General features: G+C 49.8%; 13 protein-coding genes. 11 read left to right on the top strand and 2 right to left on the bottom strand.

From position 1 onward, the window contains the following. The first annotated feature begins 189 nt into the window (after positions 1-189). From ACTF4R_RS00240 to ACTF4R_RS00215, 6 genes are all read left to right on the top strand, one after another. Positions 190-465: a hypothetical protein gene (locus tag ACTF4R_RS00240; protein WP_440005310.1), complete on the top strand. Its 276-nt coding sequence runs from the start codon at positions 190-192 to the stop codon at positions 463-465. A gap of 518 nt (positions 466-983) precedes the next feature. Beyond that, positions 984-1,244: a hypothetical protein gene (locus ACTF4R_RS00235; protein ID WP_440005308.1), complete on the top strand. Its 261-nt coding sequence runs from the start codon at positions 984-986 to the stop codon at positions 1,242-1,244. Between the two features lie 279 nt (positions 1,245-1,523). Then, positions 1,524-1,982 (top strand): hypothetical protein, encoded by a 459-nt coding sequence (locus tag ACTF4R_RS00230; protein WP_440005307.1) that lies wholly within the window; start codon positions 1,524-1,526, stop codon positions 1,980-1,982. Positions 1,983-1,993: 11 nt separating this feature from the next. Continuing rightward, complete coding sequence (locus tag ACTF4R_RS00225) at positions 1,994-4,222, top strand: hypothetical protein (RefSeq protein ID WP_440005306.1); 2,229 nt, start codon at positions 1,994-1,996, stop codon at positions 4,220-4,222. Positions 4,223-4,912: 690 nt separating this feature from the next. Further along, positions 4,913-5,194 carry an ArsR family transcriptional regulator gene (locus ACTF4R_RS00220; RefSeq protein ID WP_440005305.1) on the top strand — a complete coding sequence of 94 codons (282 nt, stop codon included), beginning with the start codon at positions 4,913-4,915 and terminating at the stop codon, positions 5,192-5,194. Positions 5,195-5,196: 2 nt separating this feature from the next. Beyond that, positions 5,197-5,487, top strand: a complete 291-nt coding sequence (locus ACTF4R_RS00215; RefSeq protein WP_440005303.1) for a hypothetical protein — start codon at positions 5,197-5,199, stop codon at positions 5,485-5,487. 315 nt (positions 5,488-5,802) lie between these two features. Here the strand turns inward: ACTF4R_RS00215 and ACTF4R_RS00210 are convergent, their stop codons facing one another. After that, positions 5,803-6,411: a hypothetical protein gene (locus ACTF4R_RS00210; protein WP_440005302.1), complete on the bottom strand. Its 609-nt coding sequence runs from the start codon at positions 6,409-6,411 to the stop codon at positions 5,803-5,805. A 702-nt stretch (positions 6,412-7,113) separates the two neighbouring features. On the opposite strand from ACTF4R_RS00210, the gene ACTF4R_RS00205 reads away from it, so the two are divergent. The 5 genes from ACTF4R_RS00205 to ACTF4R_RS00185 are packed head-to-tail and all read left to right on the top strand — an operon-like array spanning position 7,114 to position 11,104. Further along, on the top strand, positions 7,114-7,971 hold the full coding sequence (locus tag ACTF4R_RS00205; protein WP_440005300.1) for a hypothetical protein: 858 nt from the start codon (positions 7,114-7,116) through the stop codon (positions 7,969-7,971). An 8-nt stretch (positions 7,972-7,979) separates the two neighbouring features. Then, entirely contained in the window at positions 7,980-8,774 is a 795-nt protein-coding gene (locus ACTF4R_RS00200; RefSeq protein ID WP_440005298.1) for a hypothetical protein, read from the top strand. A gap of 15 nt (positions 8,775-8,789) precedes the next feature. After that, on the top strand, positions 8,790-9,143 hold the full coding sequence (locus ACTF4R_RS00195; protein WP_440005296.1) for a hypothetical protein: 354 nt from the start codon (positions 8,790-8,792) through the stop codon (positions 9,141-9,143). A gap of 48 nt (positions 9,144-9,191) precedes the next feature. Continuing rightward, a complete protein-coding gene (locus ACTF4R_RS00190; RefSeq protein ID WP_440005294.1) occupies positions 9,192-9,635 on the top strand; it encodes a hypothetical protein in 444 nt (147 codons plus the stop codon). 2 nt (positions 9,636-9,637) lie between these two features. Beyond that, positions 9,638-11,104, top strand: a complete 1,467-nt coding sequence (locus tag ACTF4R_RS00185) for a right-handed parallel beta-helix repeat-containing protein (RefSeq protein WP_440005292.1) — start codon at positions 9,638-9,640, stop codon at positions 11,102-11,104. A 188-nt stretch (positions 11,105-11,292) separates the two neighbouring features. Here ACTF4R_RS00185 and ACTF4R_RS00180 read toward each other — a convergent pair whose 3' ends face one another. Continuing rightward, positions 11,293-12,438 carry a hypothetical protein gene (locus ACTF4R_RS00180; RefSeq protein ID WP_440005291.1) on the bottom strand — a complete coding sequence of 382 codons (1,146 nt, stop codon included), beginning with the start codon at positions 12,436-12,438 and terminating at the stop codon, positions 11,293-11,295. Positions 12,439-12,463 lie beyond the last annotated feature (25 nt).

Raw genomic sequence — 12,463 nt, 5'->3', positions numbered from 1 at the left:
TATTTCGCATTAAATGTGTAATGCGACTGTCGAAAACCAGTCCGTTCTCCACTTTTTCTCAAACAAAAATTTCGGCATTTTTTATTCCTAATTCTTTATTGCTGCCACACGCCAATGCTCGACACGGCCACGCGACACTTTCGCTCTGGTAGTATTTCATTTATATTTCTGTAGATAGTAATTGCTCGCATGGGATACGAGATAGGAGCAATCAAATACTTCCTTGGGATGCTGACCAGCGTCTGGGGCGTGATGACAGCATATCTGTTCGCCAAAGGGCTGTTTCAGCCATTGGACTACGTCGAGGGAGTGCTTGTAGTACTGAATAACCTCAGTGACCCCCGAGAGATAGCTATTGGACTATTAGAGATCTTCATCACCACACCCGAGGACTTCGCCAAGCTTGCCATAGCTGGCTTAGCAATAATGACCCTGTTATGGTACTTTGGGAGCAAATTTGACTAACACAGTCCGAAAGAACCGGAGTATTGCATGCGGGTGTGTTTTCGCCACGTCGATGGTAGCGGTCGCATGGTGAGGAATCGATACTCGAAAAAAGACGTTATTGGGGGACAGTGTGTGAGAAGATCTAAATCGAAAACTGTCGTTACAGCGTTTGTGAATCAATACATCTCCCTAATTCATCGAAATATTGAACGAATTTTTGGCGTTGGTTTACGTCTCATATCTACAGCAAGCTAGTACGGCTCTAGCAGTATCATGGGAGGTCCGATAGACACTCTAGACGCTAGGAGAAGAACTCTGCTATCTTCTCTAGCTTTCCTAGACCGCTAGTTGGCAGTAAATTTATGGTGTAGAAGTGACTATTGGTAGATGGCCGGGAAGACGCTCCCCGGCTACTGAGCGACTACAAGTACCAGAAGAGAAAGCAAACCCTAAGAAAGCTGTGAGAGCCTCGTAGATAACATAGTGATAACTTAGAGGAAACCTTTACAATGATTAACGGGGAACAATACGATGCAATGGTGTTAAACGAAATGGAAGAAGATTCGAAAGATAATCAGCAACGAAAGACGGAGACCGTTGGAGTACTGCTCGAACCGACAGAACATCAGCAGTTAGTGCAAGAGGCTGAGGAGTACGGTGTCGGGAAAGGCCCGCTTCTCCGGAAGCTGGCTCGACGGGTGAGAAAAATAGGCGACGGAGATCTCGTAGATGGAATGGCGCTCCTAAGACTGCAGTACAAGGATGAGATTGAGCTTAACAGTACTGACGAGGACTGAACAGCGTGATTCAAAAAGTACGGAACCAGGGTGTCACCAGCACCCCAACTCCCCTTGCCAAAAGGCCCAGTTCATCGAAGTATAAAATCGAGTTCCCTGAGCAATGAATAATACGACCCAAACCGACATAAAAGTTATCCAGGTAGTGCAGAGAGTCTTCAGAACAATCTTATTCCCCTCTAAGGAGGGCGAGCTCGACTATCTTCGGGAAGTCGAACTATTGGGGAGTCGTTACTTAGAGGAGAGGAGTCCACGAGTCGGTAAGAAGGAGGTAGGACGATGAACTCTGAAGAAGACGTTGTCTCAGTTAACCTCAAGCTCTCCATCTCTGTTGGCCCCGATGACAGTAAGAAAAGTCGTAGATTAGATTTTGGCCAGGTCGATAGGGAAACAGATGAGACAGAAATAGCTGAAGATGACATAGATACCTATACGAGCTACACCCACGCTTACGTTCTGATTCCTAGTGACTACAGATCCCAAATCCCCGACGAAATCTGGGATGAAGCACAAAGACTGGGATTCGCGTTCGAAACCCAGGACTATTTAGATGAAGACGGCAGCTCCATCGTGATAGACGCTGAATCCTTCATGAAGGGTGGGTGCAATTACCACTCATGTAATAAGGTTGACCCTATCATTGAGTGTTTTCTTGAATACGGTGTCGAGGAGTTCTTCCTTAGAGGAATCCATCGTGATCTCGGCATCGAATTCGAAAGAGAGCTAGGGCCTGAGTAGGTGTGCGCCCGATGTCCAGCCACTTAGATGACGGAGGGGTTACGAGCCCTGCCAGGACACTTAGACAAGAGTATCCCATAGAGCGCAGGAACCTCTTCAAGACTAACCGCGAACACGCTTGGACTCGGACAGAAGAAGCAGTCGAACAATGCTTCGAAAACGGCGAGTACAGAGTCATCCGCTCTGCCCCCGGTACGGGGAAGACTCACTCCCTGATGAGCTATGCTCAGGACCACGACACTACAGTCGTCCTTGCTCTGTCGAACTACGACCTCATAGATGAGAAGGTCGAAAAGGCAGAGAAGAAAGGGCTTGAAGTCCACACCATCAAAAGTGCAGATAAGAAGTGTCCGACGTATCTCGGGCATTACGATGAAGACAGCGAAGAGGAAGACTGGTCAGACAGAATTGCGCGCATGTCGTATTCGTGTGGTCTGACACCTAGTCTACTACACAAGTGGACTGAAGAGCAGAGTAGGGACGACGACGTTCAAGTACTCCCATGCTGCCGTGACGGGAAGTGTGAGTACAGTAAGCAGTTCGACGCTGACTACGACGCCTACGACATGATAGTTACGACTCACAAGATGCTCCTCAACGACAAGCTGCTAGAGGAGCGGAACGTAGCTATTGACGAGTTCGACTCCGACGTGTTCATCGACGACGTTGAGAGAATTCAGGACACAGTCAACACCCTACTTAGGTTCCTCAAGAAGATAGACGATGGCAACGACATGTTCTCTGAAGCTCTCGAACGCTTCGAGAAATACGGTCACATCGTAAGCTACGACGAAGCCGCTAAAGAGGGACCAGAGCTAGCATCGCTCATCGACGACCTCCTAAGTGCAGTTGACAGATACTGCGAGAGGACAGAGAAGGGCGGAGGCAACGATTGGCTCGATTACTGCCGGGCGATGTCTGCAAGAGATGAAGAAGTCGTCCACGCCAGCGCACCCAGACTACTGAAAGCAAAAGTCTGGGGTGACGAAGTTGGCCAAACTATAGTTCATCAAAAGGAAGATGCTGAAGTAAAGCTCAACGGTTCGACAGCGAAAACTCTGACAACTCCATCGTTCAAAGTAGCCAACAGCGCTATCGGGCTCGACGCGACGGCCTCGAAGCATATGTGGCAGAAGTTTTGCTACAGTAAGATGGATGTATTCGAACTGACGAACGACGAAGAGCGAGAGATACTGTGGGAGCAGAACGGCGGTCGAGCCTACAAGGTCGCTGGCGACGGGCATGGCTACTACGCCTCGGGTATCTTAGAAGACGACATGATGCCTACGTCTATGAAGAGAGGAGTTGAAGCCGCTCGAAAGGCGACGGACATCGCCTATGACGACGACCCGCTTGTCTTCTCGACTCTGAAGGTGAAAAACAATACTGAGATTGAAGTAGACAGATGGTTCGGAAGACACGAGCGCGGCATGAACACTATGAGCGGCTACGACACGATGATTCTTGTCGGAGCTAGGCATCCCGGTGATACTCCGATAGAGAAGAAAGCAGAGTGGTTCGGTATCGACCTCGATACTGAAAGTATCCGCGAAGAGACCGATGAGCCTATAGATGGCGTTGAAGTAGTGACGACGAACTCGGAAAATACGGGTTCGAACCTAACCTATTCGGTCAACTACGACGGTACTAACGCAGAGCAAATCGACCACCTTCAGCGCACGTTCAGTGAAGATGCGATAGAGCAGGCTATCTGGCGCGTTAATCGCCTTGACGAAACAGGCGCTGACGTATTCCTCGTAACTGACGTTCAGCCTGACTGGCTTCCTATAGAGACTCAGGTTGAACCGCACTCTGATAGCAGCAAAAAGAAACGACGGGTCAGAGAAATCGTGAAGAACGAAGGTCCTCTCAGAACGTGTGAGGTGAAAGCAAAGTACGAAAGCAGATACGACAACACCGTATCAGATAGTTGGATTACGAGAATCCTTACCGAAGAACCAGTCTCCGACTTCATCAAGAAAGGGCAATGCCCAACTGACGGGCGGGCTGCCGCGTGGGACTTCCCCTCGGAGGCTTTCAGCAACGCTCTTGAGATATTCAGCAACGCCGGAATTAGGAAGAACAATGTGCCAGACAGCGAGTTGCCTGCTACCACACGTGACAACATGTGCGCGTCCGCTGCTGAAGAAATCAAAGAGATCGTCTACGAGACTGATTTGAAAGTAGCTTACACCGCGCTCTCGCTACTTGAGGAGGCGTCATCAGACCTGCCCGAGTAGCTGTTAGATTACCCTGCTGGTAGTTGGTCGTGTGTGGGTGTCAAGATAAACTAGATTGCTGTGGTTCCCTATCTCTTTTTGGTCTATATTGCGCTGAGTAATTCAGTATGAACTGTCCAATAAGGCCGATTTCGATTGCTGAGAATCTATAATTCGACATCCGTTATAGGAAATTCCTAAGGAGCCTCGAATTATAGATTGGCAGCAGCTCTAGAATCGCCTTATCGGGCGGTAGAGGTTTTGATTCATGTGACTTTCAATGAAACTGAAAAAAGAGTGTGGGTTCCCCGGAGGGTCGTTACTTTCCTTCTAGGGTTCATACATCTAGAAGGCAGTTGGTTGATAAACGGTTCATCCCTATTGGGTGGCACCTATTGAACTAACGCACGATGTAAGATGCATTTCACCGATTATGGAGGCTACATTGCTTCCTCATTTTGCTTCATCAGCTGTTGGCTGGGGGACGGGGGTATCCCCACCTCGACCTCCTCACTCGGCCAATAAGGCCCCACAAGAGCACTCATATTCCTACCCCTGTGAGACCGGATTTCACGCTGATACAACCACTACTCTCCCCCGCTCAAAATGCTGCTCGATAACACCCGTATTGGCCGTCTCAATATCCGTATCGCTTTTTCTAGGCTTGGCTACCTACGAATCTTAATGGTTCTTGATATGGTAGCTGCATGTATGTCCCCCACGAAATCCGAGGACAAAGCCGAAGTCGACTGGAGCGCTGTGTCGAAGATCAAGGCGAGCGAGCGACGTCTACAGATCATGCAGTCACTCCAGGATAAGCCGAAGATGGCTGGCGAGCTCGCTGACGAGTACGAGATCTCGAGGAAGTGGGCCTCTATCAACCTGAAGGAATTGGAAGAGCTGGATGCCGTCGTCTGTGCTACTCCAGAGAAGCACAACTACAAGATGTATCGGATAACCGAGCGCGGCGAACAGCTAATGGAGTACGTGTAACGATGGCGCTTGAGGACTTCAGAACTCCGCCTCCCGAGCCAAACAAGGGCCCTTCGGAGAACACGGGGAGTGAGGAATTTGACGATGCGAAAGAGATCGTCAGAGACTGGCTCCGAGATAATTCTGCAGTACTCTGGGTCAATAGCAAGAAGATAGCTGACGACGAGACAGTCCAGAAGAGAGCGGCTACGCACGTCCTTCGACAGATGGACGAGACCGAGCGCTGGTCAGGCAGGAGCGCTGCAACTCCATACTTTAGGAACCCGTATTACTCCGGACCAGAATCGAAATAGGACCCAAATCCGACGACGACACCCACACGGTCGCGTGTCCAAATCCGACGTCTCCGTATTCAGTCCGTACTATATACAGTACAGACTGCGAAAACCGGGGGTATTCTGGCGTTTGCGTTGCTCGTGTGCTGAGAAAATGGCCATAGAATGCATCTGAAATTGACCAGTGTTCGGAATTGATTGGCGGCTCGACGAGCCTTGGAGAACTCTCAGGCTTGTTGGAGTCGTCGTGTGTGGCAGCCGTCGAATATCCTGAGATTTGTCCTTGTTCACTCTTCCACTCAACAACGTCAGTCCCTGCTACTAACAGACTCTTTAGCTGATTTCGGAGATACAGTATTTGAAGGATGTATCTCCACTTGCTTCGCTGGGATAGCTGTAGGAGTAGTCCTGCCAATCAAGCGTGTACTCACTGGCTAAATCGATGGGCTGACTTCGACTCCCGGAAATACTTGCATCCTCAGCCCATGAATGTCTTCCACTAACGGTGCGGCCATCGTATAGCTTGAACTCATCATAGTTGGCTCCATTCGGCTGGTTCTCCCAGAGGAGTGCATCATTCGTGACTATTACGGCAGCACCTTGTTCACACGAGCCTTCTGCGATGAGCGTCTCAAGTCGTTCGATATCAGCTAAGTAGCCATAACAGGCTACGTCCGTCGGGTCATTCCCAAATTCGTAGCTCTCGTCTTCTGCCTGCGCTTTGAAGCTTTTCTTAGGATATTTTAGCTCAATAGCCATTCTCTCGTCGTCATCTATTAGCCAAAGGTCGGTCGTGATGCCCTGTACAGGATACTCAGCGCGAATCGTAAGCGATGGAAAGTGCTGATGAAGGTTCCAAGCAAGAGCCTGCTGGAGATCTGCCTCTTGATGGAATACTCGTGATAACCGCTCAAGTGTCGCCTCTATAAGAGAGGAGTTCATATCCAGAATATGTCACTAACAGCATTAAAACTTCTTGAAAAGCAACCAAGAGTGCGCCCCGCTCTTAGCGGTTATGCCCCAGCAGCGTATAAGAACCTCAACAAGGCTCTCAGAAACCCTGCTCGTTCTGTCGGCGTTCGGTCCCAGCCGAGCTCATTGATGGCGCAGTTGAGTGACTGCTTTGAGCATCGTATGCTTCCGTATCACTGTTTTCCTCGGAGTCAATCTCGTCTGCCGGACGAGCTGTTTCAATCCCTTCAAGGAGAACCTGCCTTCGGCGTCGGATGAGCAAGGAGCGACGTTCGAGAGGGAGCATACCGTGCTCGGTCATCGCTCCGTTAGTCAGCATTGCCTGGAGAGACCGCACTCGGAAGTCGATATTGTCCATAATTTGTTCGCTCGGAGACTTTGAGGTCTCGCTCGTCATTGTCTTTCACCGATGAAGAGGTTCTTCGTTCTGTGATGGGGGTGTCCGTTCTCGTCTATAAGCTTGAAGACGAGATCTCGGTAGGCTTCTTTCACTGAGAGATTGTGGCGGGTTGCGTACTCTTGGACTCGTGTATGGACTGACTCGTGAATGTATGGCCGCTTGTGGTTCGGTTCAGCAGTGTCTTCTTTTTGCTCGAATTTCTTCAAACCCATAGGACTAAAACCCAATAGACTGTACGAATGCCTGATTTATTAATGTAGGGGAACATATAGATGAATGAGGCATTTGGTATGCCAAGAGAAAGTAGACAAGACATAGAAGCAGGAAATGGTCTCCAGTTCCTCGAAGACCCCTATACGAAAAAGTCGAGAATCAGAGTCTCTGAAGACGATATTCAGTCGCTAAGTCCCCAAATGGGGAGCACCAAGCGGCAGAAGCTGGCTGATGCCACTGAGAACAACTCGTTCAAAATCCTCAGTGGCGAGCTAAACGAGCGAGCTCTCCTTGACCAGATGTATAACCAGATGGCCACTCGTGTCAGCGCTGAACTTGGTCCCTTTGTCTATGACCAGTTCACACAGGCACAGCCCATCGTCTACGCTGCTGTTCTCCAGCTCGTCAAAGAGAAGCGTGACGGTGGCGGGAACATCCAGTCTCACGCTGACGCGAACACGTCGTCTGACTTCGTAATCGAGCCGATTCTGCCCCAGTCGTTCGGTGGAAGTCCTTCGGATTACGAGTTCACTCCGAGCAATACCGGGGAGTTCGACCTCGCCCCTGGATTCGGCTCGGCGGCGAGCAACTCAACGTACTCCGTTCCTTCTGACGAGCAGTCGATGGTCCTGTTCGGTGTTGAGACGACGAAGAATCCCGAAGTTCTCCAGTCTGTCAGTATCGGTCAGAACGACGGGGTCGGAGGACGGATGCCCGAGATCGTCGGGAAGCAGCTCGGTAGTGGCTCCCAGCATCACGTCGAGACGTCGAACGTCTACTGGATTGAGGACGGTGCTGATGTGAAGGTGTCCGGCATCGCTACGAGTACCAACGCTATCGAGTGGCCGCTGCTCGGCGTGAACATCGTCAACTACGACAACGCTATCAGACACGGCACGCTCGAAAGCTCGTTCTGAGATAATCAATGAAAGAGATACAGAGCAATCAGTCTATTCAGGCTGAACTCCTTGATGAAGGGAGCCATCTGGCACTGACCTTCCCCCGGAATATCGAGAACGTCAAGCTGAACAAGAGTACTCAGCGGTTGATGGAGTTCGATGTTGTCTTCTTCGAAGTACAGGCATGGGAAGACGTTCGCTACAAGCCGCTCGACCTCTACGACAGCAAGGGTAACGAACAAGGACCAATAGGGCCTCAGAGTGGCCTTGATTATAGTCGACTTCACAATGCGAACGGACGAGATCTTGCCAGCATCGGGACGAACGAGAACCCGTGGCTATTGACTCATTTCTCGTTCAGCGTCTTAGAAGACGACGTTCGTGTGTATCCGAAAGTCAGTACTGAAACCCTGCCCGGATGGACGTGGACGAACGAAGCTGATGCTAAGAACGGAGACGAATACGGATACTATCCGGGCAAAGAACTGGACTACGATAGCCCTTCGAGCGCTCTTGAAACCGTGGCGTTCAGTGGAGGCGACTACAGTCCTGTGGAGTTCGGCTTCTACAATGAATCCACTCAGCGGAGTGTAGATCCGACACTGAACGTGCTCGGACGGACGTATCGGACTGCCCCAGTGACCGACAAAACGCGGCAGGACAAACTCATCGAGAAGACTGCTCTTGAGGACAGTACTGTGAAGACCGTCGGCTATGGGCCGGTCACTGATAGCGTCGTCATCAATCTCCCCGATGCATGGGAGGAGGCAGGGGCAGTGAGACAGCTCAGTGGACCGCAGACTCGGTCGCTGACTAACTGAATAGACACCCATCAAATGACTCAGAAGGAACGCGAATCCCAGTACGAGAAGAAGTACAGAAGCACCAATCAGACCGCTCCGTCGGCAGGCGACCTCGTTATAGTCGAATCAGACAAGCAAGCCCAGCTCGGTCGCCTCCGAATTACGGCAGGAGAGTCGAACACGTTCACTGTCGAAGTTCGAGACCACGATGGCAGTAATGCTCAGACTGTCGCATCTTTCGTCGGCAGTGATGTTGACGAAGGTTCCTTCGAGGAGCCAGTCCACGAAGCTGGCGCGACCAAGGAGTACGCCATCAAGATCTCTAACGCTGGCTCATCAAGCACGAACTACGCTGTGAACGTTCGAGTCGACGAGCGAACTGGATAGTACGGTCTTACAATCTCACCGTTCTGCTGACGAAGTCCGTTTAGTACCATGAATCAGAACGTATCCCCATACATCGGTCCCGACATATTGGATAGATTCGAGCGCTTTGGCATCTCCACACACGACATACCACCAGGGCTGCTCGATATTACAGGCGAGGAGGTCCAACTGAACGATGGAGAGTCAGTCAAGTTCAGCGTCGACTCACGCCGAGCTACGCACGTCCTCACGTTCATCGACGGTGGACAAGTAGACGAGCCTCCAGCTGAATACACGCTCACTCAGCGGCTCAAGACGGACGCTGCATCGTTTACCCAGCGCATGTTCTATTCGGAAGTCACGAATACTCAGCAGCGCTCGTTCCGTGACCCTGCGATTCCCCCAAACTGGGAGGTCGAGATAGAGAATACGAGTGGAGAAGACAGTGAAGTCTATCGCATCCTGCTCGTCTCGGTCAATATGACCGGGCAGTTCTTACAGGGAGGTGAGTAGCTATGGCTGAATCTCCTGAGGAACAGAAGTTGGTGGAAGGCAACCAGTTCCTGGCTGATACTACGGAGATCTCGGTCGAGGCGTTCCAATTGCCTGCTCGGTATATCATTTATGAGCGAGAGGGGAGTGTTAGAGCTCTTAATGCGGAAACGCAGCTGGAGGAGTTCGTAGGGAGCTTCTCAGAAGTTCTGCAAACTGTGCTGGATTTGCTTGGTGATAGGCCCGGCACCGTCTATATCCGCTCTGGAAAGTACCAAGTCAGCTCTGAGATTAAAATCGACCACTCGAAAACGGGGGTAGTTGGAGAACAAGGAGCTGAACTCCAACCAGACGCTGGCACGAATGGTCTTGTCGTCTCTGCAGGAGTTGACGATGTCCTCATCAAGAATCTCATTTTCTTCGGTGATGCAGATAGCCAGTCTGGGAACCATATCTACGTCGGGCAGTCGGCTAACATGGTCCAACTCGAAGATATCAGGATGAATCAGGGCTATACTGGCATCTTCGTCAATGCGGATAATATCTTCAAGCTCACGATGGACAACCTGCGGATAGTCGATATGAACAACAACGGGGTAGACATCACTGGCTCCGGAAACGAGATTATCGTTAAGAACTCGGTGATTTCGTTGTGTGGGGATACTGGGCTCAGTCTGTTCAATACCAAGGCCGGAGTGATGCGCTTCCATAACGTCGATCTCGTTGACCACGCGAACTATCCGCTGTTCATAGGTGATGATGGCAATACCTTCAGAACAGAGCACAAGCGGTTCGTCGGCTGTAATTTCGAGGGATTAGACGTTCACAGCAGGACAGTCAACGTGAGCAACGCAGCCGACATAAGCTTTGAAGAGTGCAAGGTGTCGGGAATGGTGGAACACGGGTACCTTATCGACTCTTCGCAGGAAATTCGGATAATAGGAGGTAGGGCCATCAACAATGACTTCGATGACCAAGGGAGCTATGGAGGCTACGGTATACACGATTCAGAGCAGGTCATTATCGCAGGAGTGCAGTCTACAGACACTCATTCGACAGGGAGCAAGACCCAGACCTACGGTATCATCGAGTACGGGACGTCAGATAACAACTTGATACTTGGCAACGACCTCAAGGGGAATAAGACGCGAGCACTGGACCTCTCAGGCATTAGTACGACTGAGCGTGATAACCTCGGTTGGCTCACCAAGAATACGGATGCGTCTACTTTCAGTGGCGACGGAGCTTCGACTACTTTCGTCGTCTCAAGTCATGGTCTTGCACAGAGCCCGAGCTCTCGAAGTCGGATACACGCTGAAGCCACCCCCGTCTCAAGTGACGCTGTAGATGCCTCTCCTATCGAGATCTATCCTGTTGACGACGACAATGATGGGAACTACGAAGCGCTTGAAATCAAATTCAGCAATGCTCCAGCCTCAGGGACTGACAACGTCGGCATCAGATGGAAAACAGAATTGGAGCAATCATGACGCCCACACACGAAAACACCCATAACGGCGGTTGAAGCCGTCGAAAACGGCATCCTCGGGCCGTGAAACGCCAGTCTATCGGGCAGATTTCTAGTGATATATTCTAATACCACGAGGTATGGTGATAACGGCGATGAAACACGCCTCTTCCGGAACTCTATCAGCAATTCCTTAAAACTTCTAGACTACTAATCTGACTTCTCCATCAACTCTTGGACTCTTTCACGATACGACTCTCGTTCTTCATCGAGCTCTGCCATTCTCATTTCACGAAGTTCCTCCTCAGTCTTCGTTTCCTTAGACTTCTCCTCAATTAAGTCATCAAGAGTCTCTGTTATCTCTTTCATCTGTGAATTACTAAATCCTTCAATCTGTTCTGCTCTCTGTTTCAGCTTTACAAGACTTTCCTCAGTGCTAGCATGCTTTTTATATTCCTCTATCATCTGGATTAAATCTTCAAGGCTTTGTGTGTCTCCTTCTTCATCGTTAGAAGCAAGTGAGAACATAGCATCTTGAACAGCATTGAACGTGACTGGAGTATCAGAAATTTGCTTCATCTTGTTATACCACGAGAAGGCAGTCATGAGTACTGTAAGTATTAACGTAAGAATTTGAGCTGCCACCGTAGGTATCTGTGATATCTGCTCACTAAACGTAGTCACCAAAATCGCTCCTACGCCGATGACAAATATTCCGGAGGCAGCAACTCGGAACGCCACATCTGCGATCTTATCAAGTCTGCCTTCTCGCGGACTGTTCCCAACTGTATTCAGCTTAATAAATAGGAAGAATGCAGAGGCAATAGCGCTTCCAGTAGCTACCAGGCCAAAGGGAGATGAGCCAATATTGAATTTAGGATAATAAGTGAGAAAACCACTGATAATACCAAGTGCAACTAGAACATAAACGTTCTCTTGCCTCCGTTTTTGTGAACGTTCTTGAGAGGATTCAAAGTACTGTTGGATGCTTAAGCGGATTTGGTCAAGTTCATCCTCTATCTTTTCCCGATGGATTCGACTAAGTTGATAGTCCAGGTAGTCTTTCTTTGGAATTCTCTGCTCATCCTCGGGATTTTCAGCATCGTCTTTAGAGCTTTTCTTTAGCTTGCCATATATCTTATAATTCTGATTGCTTGTTCGCAGATTTTCTACAATTTCATTATCAAGTGCATGCGACATTCTTCGGCGAGTTTCAGGAGGTGCGTTCTCCCATTGTTCCGCTAATTCCTCAAATGAAAGCCGGCCTAATCTGCTTCTGAGAACAGGGAGAGATAGGTTTTCTATTTCATACAGTTCATCATCAAGGCCTTCATCTTCGTTCTTTGGACTTGGCATTTAGTTATTGGAAGGTAGAAAACAT

Source organism: Halomicrococcus pelagicus (genome assembly GCF_051917725.1).
Classification (GTDB): Archaea; Halobacteriota; Halobacteria; order Halobacteriales; family Haladaptataceae; genus Halomicrococcus.
This window is presented reverse-complemented; position numbering and strand designations above follow the sequence as displayed.

Bases quoted from the DNA above. Each gene is read 5' to 3' on its own strand.
- ACTF4R_RS00215 (WP_440005303.1), top strand. From the start codon at position 5,197: ATGGCGCTTGAGGACTTCAGAACTCCGCCTCCCGAGCCAAACAAGGGC.
- ACTF4R_RS00230 (WP_440005307.1), top strand. From the start codon at position 1,524: ATGAACTCTGAAGAAGACGTTGTCTCAGTTAACCTCAAGCTCTCCATC.
- ACTF4R_RS00195 (WP_440005296.1), top strand. From the start codon at position 8,790: ATGACTCAGAAGGAACGCGAATCCCAGTACGAGAAGAAGTACAGAAGC.
- ACTF4R_RS00180 (WP_440005291.1), bottom strand. From the start codon at position 12,438: ATGCCAAGTCCAAAGAACGAAGATGAAGGCCTTGATGATGAACTGTAT.
- ACTF4R_RS00225 (WP_440005306.1), top strand. From the start codon at position 1,994: ATGTCCAGCCACTTAGATGACGGAGGGGTTACGAGCCCTGCCAGGACA.
- ACTF4R_RS00240 (WP_440005310.1), top strand. From the start codon at position 190: ATGGGATACGAGATAGGAGCAATCAAATACTTCCTTGGGATGCTGACC.
- ACTF4R_RS00210 (WP_440005302.1), bottom strand. From the start codon at position 6,411: ATGAACTCCTCTCTTATAGAGGCGACACTTGAGCGGTTATCACGAGTA.
- ACTF4R_RS00235 (WP_440005308.1), top strand. From the start codon at position 984: ATGGTGTTAAACGAAATGGAAGAAGATTCGAAAGATAATCAGCAACGA.
- ACTF4R_RS00185 (WP_440005292.1), top strand. From the start codon at position 9,638: ATGGCTGAATCTCCTGAGGAACAGAAGTTGGTGGAAGGCAACCAGTTC.
- ACTF4R_RS00220 (WP_440005305.1), top strand. From the start codon at position 4,913: ATGTCCCCCACGAAATCCGAGGACAAAGCCGAAGTCGACTGGAGCGCT.
- ACTF4R_RS00190 (WP_440005294.1), top strand. From the start codon at position 9,192: ATGAATCAGAACGTATCCCCATACATCGGTCCCGACATATTGGATAGA.
- ACTF4R_RS00205 (WP_440005300.1), top strand. From the start codon at position 7,114: ATGAATGAGGCATTTGGTATGCCAAGAGAAAGTAGACAAGACATAGAA.
- ACTF4R_RS00200 (WP_440005298.1), top strand. From the start codon at position 7,980: ATGAAAGAGATACAGAGCAATCAGTCTATTCAGGCTGAACTCCTTGAT.